General features: G+C 41.0%; 15 protein-coding genes. 8 read left to right on the top strand and 7 right to left on the bottom strand.

What is annotated here, in order from left to right:
* Position 1: 1 nt before the first annotated feature.
* Together H6G41_RS21150 and H6G41_RS21145 are read right to left on the bottom strand one after the other, a co-directional pair.
* Entirely contained in the window at positions 2-1390 is a 1389-nt protein-coding gene (locus H6G41_RS21150) for a hypothetical protein (RefSeq protein WP_190748307.1), read from the bottom strand.
* Positions 1391-1527: 137 nt separating this feature from the next.
* The gene (locus H6G41_RS21145; RefSeq protein ID WP_199316243.1) at positions 1528-2067 is read right to left on the bottom strand and encodes a hypothetical protein; all 540 of its coding nucleotides are present in this window, start codon (positions 2065-2067) and stop codon (positions 1528-1530) included.
* A 963-nt stretch (positions 2068-3030) separates the two neighbouring features.
* On the opposite strand from H6G41_RS21145, the gene H6G41_RS21140 reads away from it, so the two are divergent.
* On the top strand, positions 3031-8478 hold the full coding sequence (locus H6G41_RS21140) for a translocation/assembly module TamB domain-containing protein (RefSeq protein ID WP_190748305.1): 5448 nt from the start codon (positions 3031-3033) through the stop codon (positions 8476-8478).
* An 87-nt stretch (positions 8479-8565) separates the two neighbouring features.
* Positions 8566-9255: a Uma2 family endonuclease gene (locus tag H6G41_RS21135; protein ID WP_190748302.1), complete on the top strand. Its 690-nt coding sequence runs from the start codon at positions 8566-8568 to the stop codon at positions 9253-9255.
* Positions 9256-9448: 193 nt separating this feature from the next.
* On the opposite strand, the gene H6G41_RS21130 is transcribed toward H6G41_RS21135, so the two are convergent.
* Positions 9449-10567, bottom strand: a complete 1119-nt coding sequence (locus H6G41_RS21130; protein ID WP_190748300.1) for a ferrochelatase — start codon at positions 10565-10567, stop codon at positions 9449-9451.
* A 500-nt stretch (positions 10568-11067) separates the two neighbouring features.
* Between H6G41_RS21130 and H6G41_RS21125 the strand changes: the two genes are divergently transcribed.
* The 5 genes from H6G41_RS21125 (at position 11068) to dacB (ending at position 17679) form a co-directional block, all read left to right on the top strand.
* Positions 11068-11640 carry a hypothetical protein gene (locus H6G41_RS21125; RefSeq protein WP_190748298.1) on the top strand — a complete coding sequence of 191 codons (573 nt, stop codon included), beginning with the start codon at positions 11068-11070 and terminating at the stop codon, positions 11638-11640.
* 206 nt (positions 11641-11846) lie between these two features.
* Positions 11847-13109, top strand: coding sequence for an MFS transporter (locus H6G41_RS21120; RefSeq protein ID WP_190748296.1), 1263 nt, complete (start codon positions 11847-11849; stop codon positions 13107-13109).
* 278 nt (positions 13110-13387) lie between these two features.
* Entirely contained in the window at positions 13388-15283 is a 1896-nt protein-coding gene (gene ilvB / locus H6G41_RS21115) for a biosynthetic-type acetolactate synthase large subunit (RefSeq protein WP_374939439.1), read from the top strand.
* Positions 15284-15506: 223 nt separating this feature from the next.
* Positions 15507-15977 (top strand): tellurite resistance TerB family protein, encoded by a 471-nt coding sequence (locus H6G41_RS21110; RefSeq protein ID WP_190748292.1) that lies wholly within the window; start codon positions 15507-15509, stop codon positions 15975-15977.
* A 232-nt stretch (positions 15978-16209) separates the two neighbouring features.
* Complete coding sequence (dacB, locus tag H6G41_RS21105) at positions 16210-17679, top strand: D-alanyl-D-alanine carboxypeptidase/D-alanyl-D-alanine-endopeptidase (RefSeq protein WP_190748290.1); 1470 nt, start codon at positions 16210-16212, stop codon at positions 17677-17679.
* Positions 17680-17738: 59 nt separating this feature from the next.
* Here the strand turns inward: dacB and H6G41_RS21100 are convergent, their stop codons facing one another.
* The 3 genes from H6G41_RS21100 to H6G41_RS21090 all read right to left on the bottom strand — a co-directional run bounded on the left by H6G41_RS21100 (position 17739) and on the right by H6G41_RS21090 (position 21268).
* Positions 17739-18914: a DNA double-strand break repair nuclease NurA gene (locus H6G41_RS21100; RefSeq protein ID WP_190748288.1), complete on the bottom strand. Its 1176-nt coding sequence runs from the start codon at positions 18912-18914 to the stop codon at positions 17739-17741.
* A gap of 270 nt (positions 18915-19184) precedes the next feature.
* Positions 19185-20387 (bottom strand): ATP-binding protein, encoded by a 1203-nt coding sequence (locus tag H6G41_RS21095; RefSeq protein ID WP_190748287.1) that lies wholly within the window; start codon positions 20385-20387, stop codon positions 19185-19187.
* A 683-nt stretch (positions 20388-21070) separates the two neighbouring features.
* The gene (locus H6G41_RS21090; protein WP_190748284.1) at positions 21071-21268 is read right to left on the bottom strand and encodes a hypothetical protein; all 198 of its coding nucleotides are present in this window, start codon (positions 21266-21268) and stop codon (positions 21071-21073) included.
* A 221-nt stretch (positions 21269-21489) separates the two neighbouring features.
* On the opposite strand from H6G41_RS21090, the gene H6G41_RS21085 reads away from it, so the two are divergent.
* Entirely contained in the window at positions 21490-21996 is a 507-nt protein-coding gene (locus H6G41_RS21085) for a GNAT family N-acetyltransferase (protein WP_190748282.1), read from the top strand.
* A 16-nt stretch (positions 21997-22012) separates the two neighbouring features.
* Here the strand turns inward: H6G41_RS21085 and H6G41_RS21080 are convergent, their stop codons facing one another.
* Positions 22013-22627 carry a class I SAM-dependent methyltransferase gene (locus H6G41_RS21080; RefSeq protein WP_190748280.1) on the bottom strand — a complete coding sequence of 205 codons (615 nt, stop codon included), beginning with the start codon at positions 22625-22627 and terminating at the stop codon, positions 22013-22015.
* Positions 22628-22836: the final 209 nt, after the last annotated feature.

Below are 22836 nucleotides of genomic sequence, written 5' to 3'. Positions count from 1 at the left end.
CTCAACCCTTACGCAGTAGTCGGCTAGAACGTTCTTGTAAAATTCCCACGACGCTATTTTTGATGGAATCTTTCTTCGCAATGACTGATGCTGCGGTTTGTCCAGTAGATGTGATTTTGTTTTTCACTGCTACTGCTAAAGGTTGCACTGACCATTTACCCGCATCAAAGCGTAATAAGCCGAATATTTGCTGAGATTTGGCGATTATGTCTAAATTTAGTTCTGATAAACTGCTGATACGTTCATTAGCAATGCTGAGTTCACCCGCATCACCCCAACTTAAAACAATATTCTCGTCATTTTTGACGACTTGATAATTACTGAGATATATCGGTTCCGCAAGTTGGATGGGATGGCGATCGCACGCTGCCACTGTAGAATAAATCAAGCTGTTACCTGTATTCTCAGCAAAAAATTCCGCCGCCCGTTTGATTAAATTATAATTTTCACCAAGTTCACCTTGACCTTGCCACAATAAATCTCCAGTAGGTAGCAAAGGTACATCTTTAATTTGCAATCTGCGGTTTTGGGCGAAAGCATCCAATAAATTAGTCGCGTTGGGAAATAACAACCAAATTTGTTCGTTATTAATTGCATCTACCTTGTAAGCTGATTGAGTAACTCGCACCAGTTGAGTTTGATTGTTTGCATTTAGCAACCCATAGGCTGTAAAGCTAACTAAATTGGCGTGTTGGCGTAAATCTAAACCTAAAATTTCTAAATTTCCCGATATTGGCGATGATTGCGGTAGAATAGCTGGGCGCATAGTGCCTAACATCGCCTGAGTCCACAAATCAACCCAACGATAGTTAGGTATTGCTTGGCTATCAGCGACGGGAAGATTGCGCATCAATTCATGAAAATAGCCAGTCAGTAAAGCAGCTTGTCTAATTAATAAAGGTTCCGCTTGGATTTGTTCGAGTGTCCCTAAAAACGGAACCAACGTGGAAATATCTAAACGTGCATAACCGACTAAAGCAATTTCCATTAACCAGTGACGCACACTAGCTAACAACACTTTGACATTATTCGGCGGTTCTTCATCTGCATCTTTGTGTTCTACTTCAGCTATAGCTGCGCGTCCTAACAAACTCCTGACTTGAGCTTGTAATGTATCAAATAATGCTCCTTGAATAGCAGCGCGGACAGTCGCCAATACAGCAAAATGCTTATCTACAAACTCATTTGTGCTAATTGCCTGAGTAGATTCAGTTAAAGATTGTTGTAAAGGCGTGCCAGTAAATACACGCTCTATAGATTGTAAAGTTTGTAAATGTTGCTCATCTAAATTCGCAAAACCAGTAATAAAACACTCATCTAAACTTGCAATCAACTCGAATATTTCTTGATTGCTTTCGCTGATTTGATGCAATGCGCCGGGGAAAGCCATGATATTAATTCGTAATTCGTAATTCGTAATTCGTAATTTAGTTTCTGTATTTCTGTCTTCAACAACTGAAAATTGTACAGACGCGATTCATCGCGTCTCTGCCCAATGCCCAATGCCCCATGCCCCATGCCCTATAATTAAACAAACCAACTCATTTCAGGTAGGGGAGAGTTAGCGGTTTGTAATTCTAGGTAGCGGAGGTAGTTTAAAAAACGGCTGAAGACTTCGCTGGCTGGTTCTTTTTTTACTGTACCGCGACGGTTGATGATGTCGTTTAGGGAAGTAATTTGACTGGGGTCGCCGGGAACTTTAAGATAATTTATTACTTGGTCAATACCGTAAGCTGCGATCGCTTCTTTCATCACAGCTTGTAAATGTTTGCAGGGATAGCCGCTTAAACCTCCACAAGGGCGATTATTATTTGTACTGCAATAATAATCTAGGGTTCCGGCTTCAAAAAAAGATACATATACCCGTTCAATATCAGAACCGCTAGAAACTACTCCCTGTACGCGATGATTGAATAACTCAACAAACGGAACTTGCTTCACATCCCGCTTGGTTGCAGCATTTTTCTGGTTAGCAGCTATAAACGATGAATTAGGCATAATATCAATCATCCCCAGTTGGCGAAATTGTAAAATCGTCAAATCATCATGGAGTAAGTTAGTTAGCAAACTCAAAAATTCAACATGGTTTTAGCCCACTTACCATGCTCATCTATAAATTTTACATATAATAACCATACAAATACTTAAATTAGCTGCTCTTTGCAAAAGTTATCACTTCAGCGAGATTCTAAGTTGATACTGTGTATTATAAGCTACTAGTACATAGCTCTCGATATCTGAGAAAATAGACTCTGGCTGGTTGATTAGGGAACTTCAAAAAATCAATTATTCTGCTTCAATTAGTTGACTGTTCATTCACAGCCAACAGTCAACAATAGCAATTGAATATTGCTGTACTTGGAAGTCCCTTAATGAGGAAAAATATTTGGATCTAAATCAGGGGGAAATAAAAAAATTTCTTTGTCCAATATAGTTTTGGCGTTTCGATAAAGTTCAACAGCTTTTAATAAATAACAGTACTTAATCGGCACCCATTGGTTATTGTTGTAAAAATATATCACAACTTTTGCTGTTGAATAGCTTTCAACTGGTAAAGGATTTTTCCAAGACGAAATCATTATTTTATTAAAAAACTCTTAATTATTACCTCAATAATAGTGAGAAAATATATAGATTCTGAATTTTTATAAATAAACCTATCTAAAGTAAGAATTTTTGGATTTTTTTTAATTAAGTAAATTTAAGTTATAAGTTCTTTTAGATAAGCCTCCTGTATGATTTTTGTTCAAAAATCCTGGTAATTTTATTCTCTATCGAGTTGCATATTTAGGTATATTTGCTTCGATGTACCAGAGTGAGTGATGGTGATAAATCCTCAAACACAAAAAAATACTGGCTTTTAAGCAGGAATTATGTGTTTTGCCTTCTGCCTTTTTTGGTAGATTTAGGGAGAAAAAGCAATCTATCGCAGAGATGATTTTAGAATTGCCATTTTAAGGCAGTCTAATAAAGTAGACCCTATGTATAGGCGCATGTAAGAAGCATTTATACGCTTATGCTGAAAAAAAGATGACACGTTCTCCGGATTCTCATCGGCGTTTATGGCTGCTGTTATTAACTCGTACCAGCATTGGTTTGGTAATAGTTTTAATAGCTGGAATTGTCGGGGGTATTTGGTGGGCTAATATTTTCATTCGGGAGAGATTAGCACCGATAATTGAAAGTAATCTTTTAGAACTGCTAGGAAGACCTGTAAAATTAGGTGCAGTTCAAAGTTTTTCACCTAATAGTTTGCGTTTTGGTTCTACATCAGTTCCCGCAACGACTACAGATCCAGATACATTAGTAGCACAAGCAGTAGATGTAGGCTTCAATCCTTGGGAGTTAGTTTTTAACCGCAGTTTAAAGCTAAATGTTACCTTAGTTCGCCCAGATATCTATATTGAACAAGATAAACAAGGGCGTTGGGTGTCTACGAGAATTAATACAGCTACTGAAGAACGCGCTGGTTTGATTACAACTGAACTAGAAACACTCAGCTTGCAAAATGGTGTTGTCATGTTATCACCATCACTGCAACCAGGTAAACCGAGAGTTATCGTTGGGTTTAATCAACTTAATGGAATTGCGCGTTTTTTAGAACAAAATCAACGCATCAATTTTGATATTAGCACTCAGGCTATGTCTGGGGGAAGTTTACAGATTACTGGAGAAACACTTCCCAAAACAGTACAAACTACTCTGAAAATTCGCACTAGTAATTTATTAGCGACTAATTTATCGCAGTTAGTACAGACACCTGTTAGCTTACAAGCGGGAACTATTAATAGTGATTTAACTGTTAATATACCCCGCAATCAGTTGCAAACTACGGTTTTGGGAACGGTTGATGTCAATCAAGTAGTCGGACAAGTTAATAATCTTCCCACCAAAATAACCAACACTACAGGTAAATTACAGTTTGAGAATCAGCAGGTTACACTAGAAAATTTTAGCGCTAACTTAGGTAAAATTCCCGTACAAATCAACGGGGGAATCAATGCTCAAACTGGTTACAATCTGACAGCTAATGTCAAAGCTGTCACTACCCAGAATCTTTTACAAACCTTGAATGCGAAATTACCCATCACATCAACTGGGGATTGGACAGCAAATATCAAGTTGCAAGGTGCAATTAGAAAGCCTGTAATTACGGGTGCGGTGAGTACAATTAAACCTGCTGTCATTGACCGTGTCAGCTTTGATCAGATTAGCACGCAATTTCAAGGAACACCCCAGGAAATTGTGATTTCGCAAATTCAAGCTACCCCCACCCAAGGGGGAAAAATTACTGGTAAGGGAAGAGTTAGCTTAGGAAAACAGGGAAGAGTCGCGGTAAATGTACAAGCTACTAATTTACCAGGAGATGCGATCGCGCAAACTTACAATGTTAATTTACCTAATATTCGCATCGGTACAGTCTCCGCCAATACCCAAGTTTCGGGAACTCTCGCTAATTTGCAAACTCTGGTGCAAATCCAAGCACCGATGGCTACTTACCCCGGTAAAGTCGAATTAGCGATTAATAAAGGAATCGTTCAAATTCAGAATACAGCTTTGCGCGTAGCTGGGGGTACAGTTGCGGCTACAGGACAACTAAAAGGCGATCGCTGGCAAGCTGTAGTTGATGCCTCGCAAGTTCCCCTGCAAAGTCTAGCTCAAGTTACCAGCAATCCCGACAACCCGAATGCAACTTTACCGCCACAATTTCAAGGTACTTTGAACGGTGAATTCAACCTAGCCGGAACGACAAAATCCTTCCAAATTGCTAACATTCAAGCTGCTGGACAAGCTAACTTAAATCTAGCTGGCGGTACGGTTAACGTTAATAATATTCGCCTGAATAATGGTAATTGGCAAGCTGTAGCTAATGCCACTAAAATCCAACTCAATCAATTTGCAGAAAATATTCCCGGACAGATTATTAATAGTAACGTGCAGCTTGCAGGTAACGTTCAGTCCTTTGATTTAGCTAACATTCAAGCTTCTGGAGAGGCTAATTTAAATGTCGCTAGTGGTAGGGTTAACCTCAATAATATTCGCCTGAATAATGGTAATTGGCAAGCTTTAGCCAATGCCTCTAGCATTCAACTCAATCAATTTGCCAAGAATATCCCAGGGCAAATTGTGAATAGTAACTTACAAATTTCCGGTAATACTAATTCCTTTGCTTTAGCAAATATTCAAGCTGCTGGCGAAGCGCGGTTAAGTTTAGCGCAGGGAAGCGTTAACGTCAGAAATATTCAGTTGAATAATGGTAACTGGGGAGCTACAGCCACTATTTCCCAGCTTCAATTGAATAATTTATCACAAAATTTGCGCGGCAGGTTAAATGGTAACGTTAACGTTACAGGAACAACAACTTCTTTCCAACCGCAAAACATTGCAGCTGCGGGTACTGTCAGGCTTTCCCAAGGTTTAGCAGCACTCACCCAACCTTTAACAGCCCAGTTTCAATGGAATGGCAGCAACCTGCAAATTCTCCAAGCCTCCGCACCTGGTTTAAAGGCAACTGGTAATATCGCTGTGGCATTGCAACCAAATCCCCAAATTACCGGCTTAAATCTCAATGTCCAAGCACAAAATTATAATTTGCAAACTCTACCGTTTCAGCTTCCGGGAAATGTTGCTTTAGCCGGAAGGGTAGATTTTAACGGACAAGTTTCCGGTACGCCAACGACACCAATTGCTAATGGAAATATTCGCTTAGAAAATTTAGCAGTAAATAATTTAGCATTCGATCCAGTATTAACAGGAAATGTCCGCTATCAACCAGGACAAGGAACGCAATTTCAAGTTACTGGAACCCAAGACCAAATTTCTGTTTCTTTAGGCGCAGATAATCGTCCCACCGCATTTAATATTCGGCGTGATTCCACCGTCGCCACAGGACGCACCATCGGCGATAATCTTGTAGTCAACGTCCAAGATTTTCCCATATCCCTAGCTAAAACATTCATTCCAGCCAATAATAATTTAGGCACAATTGGCGGAAAACTATCGGGGAATTTAACAGTTAACTTAAATGATTATAGTTTGGTAGGCGACATAGCAGTTGCCCAACCCCAAATTGGCAGAATTACAGCAGATGAATTTCGCGGTAACATTAGTTATGATAATGGGAATTTTAATTTAAGTAATGGCGAAATCATTCAAGGCGAAAATCGTTATATACTCAGTGGAAATTTACCCACAACAGGTAATAACCCATTGCAAATTGCACTGAGTTTTGACCAAGCCAGAATTCAGAATATCTTGCAAACATTAAGTATTTACAATTTTACAGATGCGCTAACTGGTTTACAGCCACCAAACCTAGCTGGCGCTGAAGTATTACAAACTCAACCCAGAAGTTTACCAGATACAGATTTATTAACTCAAATAGATTACGTAACCAAAATTCGCCAACAAGTTGCACAGCAAAGAAGACAAGAACAAGCATCTCGGCGGATACCTTCTTTAGCAGAATTACAAGGTATAATTAGCGGCAAATTAGGCGTTACAGGTTCTTTGCAATCTGGGTTAAATATTGACTTTGACTTTGTTGGTGATAACTGGGTATGGGGTAATTATAAAATTAATCAACTTATTGCTAGCGGTAATTATGAAAACGGGAATTTAACTCTACAACCTCTGCAAGTCAATTTAAATAATTCCCTCATAGCTATTACCGGACAATTCAGCCAGCAATCCCTATCAGGACAAGCACAAATCCAAAATTTAGCCCTTGCTGATATCAAACCTTTCTTTCCCCAATTACCTGTAGATATTGCCGGAAAAATCAATGCTAATGCTACCTTCAGTGGGAGTTTAAATAGTCCCCAAGCTGTGGGAGAATTAGCATTAATAGATGGTAGCTTAAATAATCAATCTATCCAATCAGCCCAAATTGCTTATAACTATAATGATGCGCGGTTAAATTTTGGTAGTAATGTCTTAGTTACAGGTACAGAACCGATTCAAATTAACGGGAGTATTCCGGCTCCATTACCATTTGCTGATACTCAACCAAATGATAGTATTAGCATTCAAGCTAACGTACAAAATGAAGGCTTGGCATTATTAAACTTATTAAATAATCAAGTGCAGTGGGTAGATGGACAAGGACAAGTCAACGTCCAAATTCAGGGAACCTTCAAGCAACCAAGCACCACAGGCATTGCCACAATTAATAATGCCACACTCAACGTCCAAAGCCTCACAGAACCCTTAACTAATGTTACAGGCACAGCGCAATTTGCAGGCGATCGCTTAATTGTCGATAATCTCCAAGCACAATACAGTCGCGGACAATTAACAGCCACAGGAACCCTCCCCATTTTCGCCACTCCAAACGCCCAACAACAAGCAGCCAGCAACCCCCTCACCGTGGCGATAAATAACTTGCAATTGAACTTTCAAAACCTATATCAAGGCGGAGTTAGCGGTAACGCAGTCATCACAGGTACAGCCTTAGCACCCCAACTCGGCGGTACAATTAAGCTAAATAATGGTGAAGTCTTACTCGGAAACGCTACCGCTACAACTAATACCACCACACCAACAGCAAACTCTCCCGAAATCACCCTTACAACCCCACAAACAGATACTAATCCTGATAGCGCCACATCATCTACACCCGTAAATACACCGAAAATCTCTGTAGAATTTGCTAACTTACAGCTAATTCTAGCCGACGATATCCGCGTTACTCGTCAACCCCTATTTAGCTTCGTCGCTCAAGGAGACATCACACTTAACGGTAGTTTAGCTAAACCGCGTCCCCAAGGACAGATAAATCTGCAAGGAGGACAGATAAATTTGTTTACCACCCAATTTACCTTAGCTCGTGGTTACGACCAAACAGCAATATTTACCCCCAGTCGGGGACTCGACCCCATTTTAGATGTCCGCTTAGTCACAATTGTCCCTGAAGTCAGAGGTAGTATAGCTCGCACTTCCCGTATCTCTAGCGAAATTCGAGATATTTCGGCAATTAACTTTGGTACTTTAAACACAGTACGCATTCAAGCCATAGCTAAAGGCCCTGCTAGCGAATTATCAAGAAATCTAGTATTAACTAGCGAACCAAGTCGGAATCGCGGAGAAATTGTAGCTTTGCTAGGAGGCTCAATTTTAAACAACTTACAACAAGGTGACGCAGGTTTAGGACTAATCAACTTAGCAAGTTCAGCAATTTTTTCTAACTTGCAAGGTACGATTACAGAAATTGGTCAAACCATCGGCTTAAGTGAATTACGACTATTTCCCACACTCGTCACCAACCCCACAACAAATGTTTCCGTACTCGGTTTAGCAGCAGAAGGTGTATTTGATATATCGAATAACTTTTCTGCTTCCTTATCGCGGGTTTTTGCTGCTAACGAATCTTTACGTTACAACGTTATTTATCGCCTCAATGATGAAATTCGCGTGCGTGCTTCTACCAATTTAGGTGATGAAGGACGCGCTGTAGTTGAGTATGAAACCAGGTTTTAATTCGTAATACTTCGACAAGCTTAGTACAAGTTCGTAATTCGTAATTGTTGCTAGAATATTGTTTATTTACACATATATAAATGTGTTATGACTAGCGCTATTCCCAAATCAGAAATTATTTATCCCAGCAGCGATGGAGAACCTGTGGCTGAAACTTACGACCATTTGTATGCAATTTTAACCACACTAGAAGTTCTCAGACAATATCTTCAAGGTCGTCGCGCCACAGTTTTAGCTAATCAATTTTTATATTACGCCCAAGGCTTTCCTAAATTAAGAGTAGCACCTGATGTCATGGTAATTTATGACGTTGAACCAGGGGGAAGAGATAACTATAAAATTTGGGAAGAAAAACAAGTACCAAAAGTAATTTTTGAAATCACCTCAAAAGGAACTCAAGAAGAAGATAAAACCACTAAAAAAAATCTCTATGAAAGCTTAGAAGTAGAAGAATATTGGTTATTCGACCCCAAAGGGGAATGGATTGAACAACAACTACAAGGATATCGCTTGCGCGAAGATATTTATGAACCAATCACCGATAATTGCAGCCAACCCTTACAACTACGCCTCGCTGTAGAAGGAAAATTAATTGGCTTTTATCGCTTAGATAATGGCGAAAAATTATTAGTAAATGATGAATTAATTGCAGCACTCAAACAAGAAACTGATAAACGTATCCAGGCTGAAATACAAGCAGAACAAGAGCGCCAACGCGCCACCGAACTAGAATCCTTACTCTCTCGCTATCGAGAACAGTTTGGCGAACTTCCATAACAATTAAAAATTAAAGACATTTTCAGTCGGGGATTTAAACATCAACCGAAAACCTTTTAATGTAGGATAAAATTTCAAATATTAAGAGGACACTTGCATCTTTGAAATCTCAACTTCAGTCAAGTGTCCCAAATCATCATCCTTTGCGTTTCTCTGCGCTGACTTAGCGTACCTTTGCGTTTAAAACTCCCCCTTAATGATGGTGATGGTGATGATGATGTCCATCCAAGTGAGTATTAACCGCCACACCTTCCTCAGCACGCAACGCGCTAATATGTTCATCAGCCCACTCTGCAACCATCGCCAAAAACTCCGGACGATCATTCACACAAGCCATTTGTACAAAATCCACATCGGGGTGCTTCTTCTCCACAGCATGGATAATGTGGTGAACATCCAATAAAGTTTCGTGATTTTCCGTCGCAAAACCAATTGGCATAAAGATTATCACTTTTGCACCCAATTGAATCAAGTTATTAGCCGCTTGCTCCGCATTAGGTAGCGTCCATTCAATTAGTGGGGTGTCATGGTTTAGCCAACCCACAGAAATTAAAGGATAGCGATTAATCAACTTATCCCTTACCAATTCATACAGCGCTTCACTTTCGCTAATCCCAGAAGTAAAGCCCTTCGCCTTATGGGGACAACCGTGATTCATCAGCACAATCCCGATTTGCGAAGGTAGATAAGTAGCTGCTAAATCAGCATTAATTTTTTCCTCTACCAAATGCGCCATCAAATCAATATAAGCTGGCTCGTTGTAGAAAGAAGGAATGTAACGCATTCCTTTAACCCAATGTTCATCACTATCAGCCAACTCAGCTAACGCATTATTCACCTGCTCGATCGCAATCCCGCTAGTAAAGATAGAATCAACCACTAGTAGGGGATAAATCAAGATTTTGTCAAAGCCTTGATTTTTAATTTCTGCTAAAACTTGTTTCGGTAAAAAAGGCGCGCAGAAGTTAAACGCTTTGAATACTTGAACGCCTTCACCCCACTTAGCTTGTAAATTCTTCTCAATCCCAGCGCGTTGCTGTTCAAAGATAGCGTTATGTGGGGAAATGAAATCATGATGTGTGTGTCCCCACTCATGACGGTCAAATAAAGCCAGCAGCTTGGCTAAAGGCGGGTAAATCCAGGTAGGGACTGGTGCAAATTTTGCTGTCAGTAGATTTAAAGCCTGTTCGTTATAGTTAGCGAAATCCTCGTAGCTTTCGACTTCGCCGTAGCCCATAAGTAATACGGCTACTCGGTCTTGACGTGATGATTGCTCATGGGTATGTTGTACTTTTTCCGGCGTCGCTACCACAGTGAGTTCCTCAATATAACCAGAATGGAGAGAAGTATCAAAGAAATAACTTGATTATTTCCCGGCTGAGTAAAATAAAATCCTATCCGGGGGGATAGGATAGTTACAAATATCATAACGGGGCATTGATTTTCCTACCTCTATCGTGAGGATCTAGACAGAAAAATTTACCTAAATATACTTAAATCAATTAATTAGTACAGATATCTGAGAAGTTAAGTGGAAAAAAGGGACTAGGGGCTAGAGGCTAGGGATTAGATGCTAGTACAGCATTTCCTTAATTACTAACCAATCCTCCGCACACCTACCCTGCGGGAACGCCTAACGGCGAATGCGTTTACCTTTGCGCGCCTCTGCGTTAAAAACGATTTTATGCAAAGCTGTAATAAGCTGAATTTGTCTAACGACGTTGTAATTGCTTAAAATATTAATGTTGCATTGATAACCAGTGAAAGTGTAGCAATGCTCAACCCTAGCTCTGAACCAGATATTGAAGATAGATGAACATCATCATTTGCCCTGGAATGCATGAGCGAGAATTAACTGAAAGTTTTATCTCAGGGTGCTTAAATTTAAATTCTGATAGTTCAATTACTAAAAAATCAGTAAATATACTAGTTTACCCACAACAGGGTGTACTGACAATATCGCCATTGCATATTTTACAATTTTTACACAATTGCTTAGGCGATAGGTTAGAATCATCCGCGATCTTCATTAGCTTTAGCGCAGGTGTAGTCGGAGCAATCCTGGCTGCCCATTCTTGGCAACTCCTAGGGAGAAAAGTGACTGCTTTTATTGCTATAGATGGATGGGGTGTGCCACTATGGGGTGATTTTCCCATCCACCGGATGAGCCATGATTATTTCACCCACTGGAGTTCGTCTTTATTGGGTAGCGGGAAAAATCACTTTTATGCCCAACCGGCAGTTGACCATTTATCTATTTGGCGATCGCCCCAAACTGTCTTAGGTTTTGCGGTAAAACCATCTGAGGAATTTTACCCCAAAAGCGATCGCATTAGTGCCGCCCAATTCATACACCTGTTGTTAAGACACTATGAAGGCAATTAGTCCGGAAAATAAACTTGGCCAGCAGGAGTGAGAAATAGGGAAATTTTGCCAACGGAGCGATAAAAATAAGGAGATAAGGGAAGGGAGGACAAGGAGGACATAAAGATTATTTTATCCCCTGCCCCCTACACCCTGCCCCCTTGCCTCCTGCCCTCTGCCCTATACCCCTGCTCCCATCTACCCTAGTACCTCTTACGTAGTATCAAATGTTTCCAACAGAACCTGCTGCGGTTAATAACGGGTTTGGCGCACTGCTAAAGAACCGTAATTTTATGCTCCTATGGATTGGGCAACTAGTTTCTCAGTTAGCAGATAAGGTATTCTTCGTGTTGATGATTGCCCTGCTAGAAAACTACCCGCCCCTTCCCGGCTTGGCAGAAAGCTCGATGCACTCTACTCTAATGGTAGTGTTTACCATACCTGCGATTCTCTTCGGCTCGGCAGGAGGCATCTTTGTTGACCTATGGCCTAAAAAGCTAATTATGGTTGGCTCAGATGTTATACGTGGTTTCTTAACTTTAGCAATTCCGTTTTTACCACGAGAATTTTTGTTCTTATTAATACTAGTTTTTGCGATTTCTACAGTAACGCAATTTTTTGCCCCAGCGGAACAAGCTGCCATTCCCCTGTTAGTGCGCCCAGAGAATTTAATGGCAGCCAATGCCCTGTTTAGCAGCACAATGATGGGTGCTTTAATCGTCGGCTTCGCAGTGGGAGAGCCGATTTTGAGTTGGTCAAAAGACTTTCTAGGAGAACAGTACGGACAGGAAATAATTGTTACTGGATTATATTTCCTATCAGCTGTCATGATGCAGCCGATTACCATGAAAGAACACAAAGCGCCTGAGACGCAGCAGGTTACAGGTAAGCCTTGGACAGAACTCACAGAAAGTTTGCGCTATCTCAAGAAAAATCGTTTAGTGGTCAATGCCATGCTGCAACTGGTCACCTTGTATTGTGTATTTGCAGCTTTAACAGTTTTGACAATTCGATTAGCTGAAGACTTTGGCTTAAAAGAAAAACAGTTTGGCTTTTTCTTAGCAGCTGCTGGCGTGGGCATGGTATTAGGTGCCGGAATTTTAGGTCACTGGAGTGTAAAATTGCATGGCAAACCCTTACCCTTAATCGGATTTTTGCTGATGGCGTTGGTTTTAGGAGTGTTTACCTTCACTCACAACTTATTAGTCGCCCTGGGACTTTGTGCATTATTAGGCATAGGCGCGGCCTTTATTGGCGTACCGATGCAAACTCTCATTCAACAACAAGCACCTCCCAACATGCATGGTAAAGTGTTTGGTTTTCAAAATCATGCCGTGAATATAGCTTTATCCTTACCTTTGGCAATTACCGGGCCGTTAACCGACCTTTTGGGTTTGCGGACTGTACTTGTAGCCATGAGTCTCATTGTTGCGGCTGTCGGTGTTTGGGCTTGGAAAAATACCCGCCGAGTATTACAAGATGTCATTTAATTATGCAGTAATTGACTATTGATTGTTAAATGTTGACTGTTGACTGTTGACTGCGCCGCACTGAGCCTGTCGAAGTGTTGACTGTTGAATAAAAAAACTCGGAAGGCTGAATAAATCTAGGATTAAGTCTTGTTGGCAAAAATCAAATCTTAGTTGTATAGTCTTAGCTGATATAAAAAATAGATATTAATGTACAGATTTTATTAAACTTTTACATTAAAATGAATTCTTAATTACAGAATCCACGCATTAACTTAGCTATTGTCAGAGGTTTGACAGTGCGATCGCCAACCCGAATCAGTCCCCCCCAGACCGAGAATCACACCCAGCCCAATACCAGCATTCCAGCCGTCTCGGTAGCCCCTACCAGGGCATCCGGCGGTTTTGCTCTGCTTGACAGCCTCCAGCGCCACGGTGTTGAGTATATTTTTGGTTATCCCGGTGGAGCCATTCTGCCTATTTACGATGACCTTTACAAAGTAGAAGCAACTGGTACTATTAAGCACATTCTCGTGCGCCACGAACAAGGTGCTTCTCACGCAGCTGATGGCTATGCCCGCGCTACAGGTAAAGTAGGAGTGTGCTTTGGGACTTCCGGCCCAGGGGCGACTAACTTGGTAACAGGTATCGCCACCGCCTACATGGACTCAATCCCCATGATTGTGGTTACAGGACAAGTACCACGGGCGTCTATTGGTACGGATGCATTCCAAGAAACTGATATTTATGGGATCACCCTACCAGTTGTTAAACACTCCTATGTAGTGCGCGACCCGAAAGATATGGCGCGGATTGTCGCCGAAGCTTTCCACATCGCCAGTACTGGACGCCCCGGCCCAGTTTTAATTGATGTGCCTAAAGATGTAGCTTTAGAAGAATTTGACTATGTACCTGTAGAACCAGGTTCTGTAAAATTACGCGGCTACCGTCCGACAGTCAAGGGTAACCCCCGGCAAATTAACGCCGCTATTCAATTAATTCGCGAAAGTAACCGACCATTATTGTATGTTGGTGGCGGTGCGATCGCGGCTAGTGCCCACGAAGAAATTAAAGAACTCGCAGAATTATTTAGCATTCCCGTCACCACCACCCTCATGGGGATTGGTGCTTTTGACGAACATCATCCCCTCGCTTTGGGTATGTTGGGGATGCACGGTACAGCCTACGCTAACTTTGCGGTGACAGATTGCGACTTGTTAATCTGTGTTGGCGCAAGATTTGATGACCGCGTAACTGGCAAATTAGATGAATTTGCTTCCAAAGCCAAAGTCATTCACATCGATATTGATCCCGCTGAAGTTGGCAAAAACCGCGTCCCAGAAGTGCCCATCGTCGGTGATGTTCGCAATGTTTTAGTTGACTTGTTACGTCGTTGCAAACAAGCAGGTATCAAGGCGAAACCCAACCAAAATCAAGAATGGTTGAGCTTAATTAACCGCTGGCGGGAAGAATACCCCTTAATAGTTCCCCAGCACCCAGACAGTATCTCACCCCAAGAGGTAATTGTCGAAATCGGTCGCCAAGCACCTAACGCTTTCTACACCACAGATGTCGGTCAGCATCAAATGTGGGCAGCACAATTCCTCAAGAATGGCCCCCGTCGCTGGATTTCTAGTGCTGGTTTAGGCACTATGGGTTTTGGCGTCCCCGCCGCTATGGGTGCAAAAGCAGCTTTCCCCGATGAAGAAGTGATCTGTATCAGCGGCGATGCTAGTTTCCAAATGTGTTTGCAAGAATTGGGGACATTAGCACAATATGGCTTAAATGTCAAGACTGTTATTCTCAACAACGGCTGGCAGGGAATGGTACGCCAGTGGCAGCAAGCCTTTTATGGTGAGCGTTATTCCTGCTCCAATATGGAAGTGGGAATGCCGGATATTGAGTTTTTGACCAAAGCCTATGGTATTAAAGGCATGGTGATTCGCAAACGGGAAGAACTCGCTGATGCGATCGCCGAAATGCTAGCACACAATGGCCCGGTAGTTGTCGATGTGCGCGTTACCAGAGATGAAAACTGCTATCCAATGGTAGCCCCTGGTAAGAGTAATGCTCAAATGATTGGCTTACCCAAGCAAGCACCAAAAACTGCTGTAGAGCCATTGTATTGTAACCACTGCGGGACGAAAAACCAGCCCACTCATAACTTCTGTTCTGAATGTGGCAATAAACTTTAAGATGGTCATTGGTCAATAGTCATTAGTGAATAAAACTATTTTTTCCGCAGCGGATTGTATCCTCTGCGTTTTTTTATGGGTTTTAGTCTACACAATCACAAATAACACGCTTCATGCAAAAAAAATTTTAGGTGATGTGCATTTAGCGATTTTTTTGGGAATCCTAAAACTCAGGACAAAAGATAGCTATTCCCAACGATCGCAAAACTTTTAAAGGATAATTATGTTTCAACGTAAATTTCCCAATAGAGGAAGCAACAGTTCCGTTGCCTTAGAACCAGAAGTAGCCATCGCAGTTATTGGATTGTTTTCTGCTGCATCTGATGATGAAGGTGTCAGCAGAACCGAAGAATTTGCTTTGAGCGAAATGCTAGCTGGAATTTCCCAGTTTGAAGATTTCTCCGAGAAAGACTTTGATCAATTAACGGAAAAAGTTTACGATTTGTTAGAAGAAGAAGATCCAGAAGAAGTTATTGAACAGGCGATCGCTTCTTTACCAGATGAAGAATATCGAGAAGCTGCCTATATTACTGCCTTGTTAGTAGTAGGGATTGACGGTGAAGTCCCCGAAAGCGAACAGGAATATATCTCTGAACTTCAGGATGCCTTAAATATTTCCAATAGGCGCGCACAAAACATTATAGACCACATCTTTGGCGACGATGATGAACAGGAGTACCCAGAGGAAGATTAACAAGTTTGTTGCTGAAAGTCCCACTCTTATAGGCTGGGTTACCTGAGATTGGGACAAAGCTTGATGTATAAACTTGCAGAATCAATTAGCTCATGATAGTGTTTTCAGCGCTACTCATGAGCTTTTTATTGCCATAGTAAAATCCTGCCAAAACAATCTTATTATTACCAACCAGAAGTTAAAAAAACACATCCCTAAGTTATTATCATCAAATAGTTTTCAGCGCTATTTAATGACTCAAAAACTTTCCATCAGTTTGACGCTACTGCTGCTCACTACCCAAATTGGTATTACCCAGCAAACAGCTACAGCTCAAACCCCAACACCAACAGCACCAGCAACTACCACAAAACAAATTTGTCCCGCTCAACTGGGAACATCTATAGAGGCTGTGATCAATCGTCCTGAATTTAGTCGAGTGCGTTGGGGAATATTAATCCAACCTCTATCATCTGGGCAAACTCTCTATAGTCGAGATGCCCAAAAATACTTTACACCAGCTTCTAATACAAAATTACTGACCACCGCCGCCGCATTACAACATTTAGGTGCAAACTTTCGCATTCGCACCTCTATTTATCAAAATTCCAATGGAGTCTTGCGTGTTGTGGGTAGGGGAGATCCCAGTTTAAGTGATACTCAGTTGCAAGCATTAGCACAGCAATTAAAACAAAAAGGTATTACTCAAATTAAGCAATTGATTGCTGATGATAGTTATATCCAAGGAGATATAGTTAACCCTACTTGGCAATGGGAAGATGTGCAATCAGATTATGGTGCACCTGTTAGTAGTTTTATTTTAAATGAAAATATTTTTAGCTTCAGACTTGCACCACAAACTCTAGGTAAACCTTTACAAATAGCCTGGACTGATAGCAATGAAGAAAGACGGTGGCGGATTGTTAATCAGTCAACAACTGTGAGTAAAAATCAAACCAATTATATTGATGTTACTCGCGATTTAACAGGTACAGTTCTCCGCATTCAAGGACAGCTAACACAAAATTCTCAACCTTATTTAGTTACCTTACCTGTAGTCGATCCCAATTATTATTTTCTGCGGCGCTTCCGGACTATTTTAGCAACAGAAAAAATCAGTTTAGGACAAACATTAGTATTCAATGGTGGCAATAATCAACAAGAAATTGCTGCTATTGATTCGCCTCCTCTATCACAGCTAGTTACAGAGGTAAATGTTAATAGTAATAATTTATATGCTGAGGCATTGCTGCGAGCATTAGCGGTGAAACAACCAAGAGTACAAAATAAAATTACTGCGAATATTGGGTTAGAGGTTTTAAAGGCAAGTTTAACTCAATTGGGAGTCGATCCTACAAGTTACTCATTAGTAGATGGTTCTGGGTTATCACGGCGTAATTTATTGTCACCAGAAGCTTTAGTACAAACTCTGCGTTTAATGGCGAAAACACCAGTCGCCGCTATTTATCGCGCATCTTTACCTATTGCAGGTAAAACTGGTACTTTAAAAAATCGCTTTCGCAACACTCCTGCTGAGGGTATTGTGCAAGCAAAAACAGGGACATTAACTGGTGCAGTTTCTTTAGCTGGATATATGAATGGTACGAAGTATGAACCTTTAGTTTTTAGTATTATGGTAAATCAAAGCGATCGCCTAGCCAGCAGTTTACGCCAAGCCATTGATGAAATTGTCGTATTATTAACACAGCTACAGCGTTGTTAATCTTATTTAATCTAGGGTGTGTTGTCCCGCAGTGCAACGCGCCAAAACCCCCCAAAAAATTACGCAATACTTCCGCGCTTTCTGGCTTCTTTGTAAGAAGTACCCACATTTCTCAAGCCCGCTTTAATCATTTGCTTCTCTAGCAGGGCAAAAAAGCGTGTTTTATCACCACCACGCACCACAGCTTGATTATGGGCTTCAGCGATCGCTACTGGATAACCATAGCCTTTTTGCACTTGTGCCAGCATCAATCCTAGGGCTTGATCAAACATGGTCGTATTTTTCGCTACCCATGCCGGGACTTCTATCCGGGCAATTTCGGTGCCGACATGAACGTAGCAAAAGTAAATTGTTTGGTCTTCATATAAATCTAAAATCCTGGCATTGCTGCGCCATAGGGGGCCGCGCTGTCCTGGCTTGAGTTGAGTTGTCCACAGGGAAGTATCGCGCAATGGTTCAAAGACTTTGCAAGGAACCTTTTCTAGTTGATTGGGGCAATAACTTATACAATCAGGTACGGGATGGGGACAAGCTAACAACCGCAAAAAGTTCATGCCTTCGACGTTGCGAGAAGCGCTAAGATAGCCCATCAAGGGAATTTGCGCATCCCGCATTCGCTGCCAAGCTTCGAGGATAGGGGGTAAAATGCGATCGCGCGCATCCAAGGGTAACTGTTCTAAAAACCAGTAAATTAAAGAACCATCTACCATCGCCAGGATGGGAACTTCGCCTTTGACAGCACAAGCGAGTTCTGCCAAAACAGTGGCTTCACTAGCAGTCCGACGATAACCCATCCATTCTTCAGTTCTAATTCCCCACTGCCGAGACATATATAAATCTTCGGGACGGTAAAATACCTCTGGCAAACTATCTAATAATGGATGGCGGTTTTGTCCGTAGTGTAAAACCACTCTACCAATATTGAGCAAATAACAGTAAGCAATTTCATGGTGGTTAGGCGCAATCTGCGAACCATCAGTAGCAATCACAGTATGAATTTTCGGCGGTACTGGGATATCAATACAGGTTTGCAGTGGCTCCATCGGTGTAGCATTGGCAAAGAGAATGCGATCGCGCCATTTCTCCTGGCGAGCAATTAAATCCTCTTGTTCTGCATAAGCTTTGTGAAGATACTGTTGCGCTAATTCTAAACGCTGGCGGCTCGCAGCAGCTTCTAAACTCAGGTGTTGGCTTAAACCTTGCATTTGCCGCGCTAGTTTTGTCAGGTCAAGCATAGGATTTTAAAATAATTCGTAGTTTTTCATTAACAACTGTTGAAGGCTTAACAGAAGTAGTTAAATTTTAACTTAAGTGTTTCTGTGATCTAACTTGAAAATGGGCATTGGGCATTGGGCATTGGGCATTGGGCATGGGAAAGACAGATTTTCATGTTTAAATAAGGCTCAAACTCTTTCTCCTCCTGCTCCCTACCCCCTGCCTTATTCCAACAACAATTATTTACGCCGACCTACTTAGACTGTCTTCCCAGGCAAAAAATTTTTGAGCTAAATTGAACGTAATTGATTAGACAGCCGCAATGGTAAATTTACTGTAACTTTTGTCCCCACATTCTCTTGACTTTCTATTTGAATTTCTCCTTCATGGAGATCTACACACTTTTTGACAATAGCCAGTCCTAGCCCCGTACCTTGAGTTGTACCCACATTACTAGCGCGATAAAAAGTATCAAATATATGAGGGCGATCGCTAATGGGAATTCCTCTTCCTTCGTCTTGGACTATAAAAGTGGCAATATCATTTTGACAAGTCAAGTTTAATAAAATATTGCTCTGTGGTGGGGAATATTTTATTGCATTAGAAAATAAATTAGTCAAAATACAATTGAGTAATTCTTCATCCATTTCCGCATTGGTGCATTCTCCTTGAATATTAAAAATCAGATTGTGCTGATTACCTGGACTGACTTGAAAAATCTCAATCAGTTCATGACAAAAATTTTCTAAATTCAAAGCTGTAGGATACATTTCTGTTTTAGATGCTTCCGTTCTGCTCAAGAACAAGATTTCATCTAAAAGCTGAAGCGTTTGATTGATAGCTTTTTGAATGCGACTAAAGTATTTAGCTCGGCGCTCGTTAGTGAGTTTATCGTTGTTATATTCTAGAATTTCTATTGCAGTGCGAATCGTGGTCATGGGAGTCCGAAACTCGTGTGAAGCCATCGCCACTAAATTTGATTTTATTTTGTTAAGTTCTTGCTCTTTTACTAAAGCTTGACGGCTGCGTTCCTCACTCTCTCGCAATTTGTTGAGAATTTCGCCCCGCTCTACGGCGTAACGAATTGCACGCAGTAAGCGTTGGACTGTAATTTGGTCTTTAACAAGATAATCTTGTGCGCCTTCTGTCATCGCCTGGAGTGCTAAATCTTCATCATCCAGCCCAGTTAATACAACAACGGAAATATTAGGAATTGCTGCGAGATATTTTTTTACCGTATCTAGTCCAGTAGAATCGGGGAGGTGGAGGTCTAACAAAACAATATCAAATAGCCGTTGCTTAGGACTTTGATTTTGAGAATTATCGGTATTTTGTCTAGTATTTTCTCTACTAATATCTATGGCCTCAGATAAGCAGCGAACATGGGTTATCTCCCAATCACTGGGATTTGCACGCAGTAAGACTCTACTGATTAGCATGGCATCAGTAGGAGTATCTTCTACCAGTAGGATGTGAATTTTACTCTTTTCCATAAGGTAGGCTTTGATAAATTGAGTAGATAATCTGCTTGTTTCCCCTCTGTCACTAAGCATTTACAGGTGTCCGCTACAATCAAATACAGACTTATCTGTGTTAAGTAATGTTTTTATGCTTGCTTTTGTAAAAGCTTAATATTTCTTAATACTTTATTGTTTGTTGGCAAAATTAGTAATAAATAGAACTTATATAAAGCTTGAAATTTAACTTCTAAACTTTATAATCCAATTTAAAATAATTAAGCCTGCTAAAGCAGAGAATTATCGCGCCACTGCGCCCTTGATGCTTCCCAAAGCAACTTTACTTTTTGTACCTATATCAAATATAGAAATCGTACTTGAATCTAGCTAAGTATACTGATAGACAAACCCTTATATGACAAGCTTCTAGGGAATTGGGTTTTTCAGAAATCAAATATGGTTTCTATATATTAGCAGAGGTAGAAGAAGTCTTTATATTAGAATCAAAGGTTAATATTGTGGGATAAATATAACGATTTACTATCTATATTTTTCTCATCTATTATTGATAACTCTGGATACTTATCAAAGTAGTATTATCTATGAAAAGGAGTGGATAACTGCCGGATAACCAACAATTCCCACTCGGAAGTTGTGCAATTTTAATTAACAGAACAAGGTTCTATGAAGTTGGGTAAATTGGACGTGCAGGAGAGTAATTAGCGTGATTCGGTTCCTTGATTGGGGCTACCTGCTACATTATCTTCACCAGGTGCTTCTGGTGTAGCGGTTTGTCTAGCATCGCTTTGTTCAGCATCGCCAGTTTTGCGGATGCTGTCTTCTAGAGGAGTTTGATAGCCACCAGAAGCGCTGGGTGTACCTTCTTTTTTAGATTTTTGCTTTTTTTCTTCAGACATGATGACAAGTCCTGTGATTAATTATTGACTACATTTTAAGAACCACAGGAGGGCAATTGTATCTATCTAGAATATAGTTATGTCTGCTTCATACCTCTATCGGAAGTAATGTTTAATTAAGGGCAGTACAATTAAAGATAACTAGTAAAAGTCGTCAGTTTTCTGGTGTAGCCAGGCGTTTGGCAAGTTTTGTAAAAATCAAATATGAGTCCGATAGATTCATGCAACAGAAAAATTTAACTTTACCATCTGGATGTAGTATTCGCAGGGCAAATTCTGAGGATAATTGGCCAATTCGGTTGTTAGTCTTAGGAGCTAAACTAGACCCGACCCAGTTACGCTGGGAGCAGTTTTGGGTGATTGAGTGCGATCGCCAATTAGCAGCTTGCGGTCAGCTACGAAGTTTTGCTGGTATCCAAGAACTAGGTAGTTTAGTTGTGGCTAAGGCTTGGCGCGATCGCGGTTTGGGTAGTTTTCTCACCCAGCATTTAATTAATACAGCAACTGGGCCTTTATATTTAGAATGTCTCGGTCAGCGCTTAGCAGAATTTTACCAGCGATTTGGTTTTGTCCAGGTGGCTTTTGAAGATTTACCGCGATCGCTCAAACCTAAATTTCGCTGGTCACACTTAGGTAAAAAGTTGATTCGAGTTCCTGTAGTCTTCATGCATTATCCCGGAACAGAAGCAACAAACCTTAATCAACCGCCGCTACAAGAAGAAATTTAACCACCAAAAATATCATTCAGACTGGTTTGGCAAAAATTGTCAGCAAAACAGGCCCTAACAAATAGTAATGACCCACACAAGCTAATCCAGCCGTCGCGCCCATCAATTCTCTTTGCTGAGGACTATAAAATTTTACTTTCCCCAGAGCGCCTAAAGTTACATTGAGTTCTGGCTGACTTTTAGCCGTAGTATCAACTAAATAAAAGCGTCCGTCAGGAGATAACACCCGCGAAACTTCACTAAAAATCTGTTTTGGCTCTAAATAGTGTAAGAAACTGATAGTGTTAAACACAGCATTAAACTGACCATCAGCAAAGGGAAGAGACTCAGCTTTACCTTCAACAAAAATCAACCGGGGACGATGGCGGTTACTCTGTCTAGCTACACGCACCATTTTCTGAGATAAATCTAATCCCGTACCCCACAAATCAGGAAATTTAGCAGCCAAGCGATCCAACAAGCGACCAGTACCACAACCTAAGTCTAGGACATGGGGTTGTGGTGGTAAATCAACGTATTCTAGCAACCTCTTGTGGATACTTTGGTAAAACACTGAAGGTAAAAGCCAGTCATAGCTTGGGGCCCAAAGGTCAAAAGCTTGCTTTTTGTTAGTTATAAAGTCATTTGTCATTGGTCATTGGTCAGTGGTCAGTGGTCAGTGGTCAGTAGGGGCGGGTTTATGGGAGATCTTCATCAATCAGTGAGGATATCTGTGAACCCGCCCGTACAACAATCAACAGTCAACCGTCAACCGTCAACCGTCAACAATCTCCTTGTTGTAATCTAGCCTAAAGCTGACAGTCTTGCATTTAGGCATAAACGACCGATTGGGTTCGGGGA

It is taken from the genome of Tolypothrix sp. FACHB-123, assembly GCF_014697075.1.
Classification (GTDB): Bacteria; Cyanobacteriota; Cyanobacteriia; order Cyanobacteriales; family Nostocaceae; genus Aulosira.
This window is presented reverse-complemented; position numbering and strand designations above follow the sequence as displayed.

Bases quoted from the DNA above. Each gene is read 5' to 3' on its own strand.
- H6G41_RS21080 (WP_190748280.1), bottom strand. From the start codon at position 22,627: ATGACAAATGACTTTATAACTAACAAAAAGCAAGCTTTTGACCTTTGG.
- H6G41_RS21135 (WP_190748302.1), top strand. From the start codon at position 8,566: ATGACTAGCGCTATTCCCAAATCAGAAATTATTTATCCCAGCAGCGAT.
- H6G41_RS21120 (WP_190748296.1), top strand. From the start codon at position 11,847: ATGTTTCCAACAGAACCTGCTGCGGTTAATAACGGGTTTGGCGCACTG.
- H6G41_RS21095 (WP_190748287.1), bottom strand. From the start codon at position 20,387: ATGGAAAAGAGTAAAATTCACATCCTACTGGTAGAAGATACTCCTACT.
- H6G41_RS21085 (WP_190748282.1), top strand. From the start codon at position 21,490: ATGCAACAGAAAAATTTAACTTTACCATCTGGATGTAGTATTCGCAGG.
- dacB (WP_190748290.1), top strand. From the start codon at position 16,210: ATGACTCAAAAACTTTCCATCAGTTTGACGCTACTGCTGCTCACTACC.
- H6G41_RS21100 (WP_190748288.1), bottom strand. From the start codon at position 18,914: ATGCTTGACCTGACAAAACTAGCGCGGCAAATGCAAGGTTTAAGCCAA.
- H6G41_RS21090 (WP_190748284.1), bottom strand. From the start codon at position 21,268: ATGTCTGAAGAAAAAAAGCAAAAATCTAAAAAAGAAGGTACACCCAGC.
- H6G41_RS21125 (WP_190748298.1), top strand. From the start codon at position 11,068: ATGAACATCATCATTTGCCCTGGAATGCATGAGCGAGAATTAACTGAA.
- H6G41_RS21150 (WP_190748307.1), bottom strand. From the start codon at position 1,390: ATGGCTTTCCCCGGCGCATTGCATCAAATCAGCGAAAGCAATCAAGAA.
- H6G41_RS21110 (WP_190748292.1), top strand. From the start codon at position 15,507: ATGTTTCAACGTAAATTTCCCAATAGAGGAAGCAACAGTTCCGTTGCC.
- H6G41_RS21140 (WP_190748305.1), top strand. From the start codon at position 3,031: ATGACACGTTCTCCGGATTCTCATCGGCGTTTATGGCTGCTGTTATTA.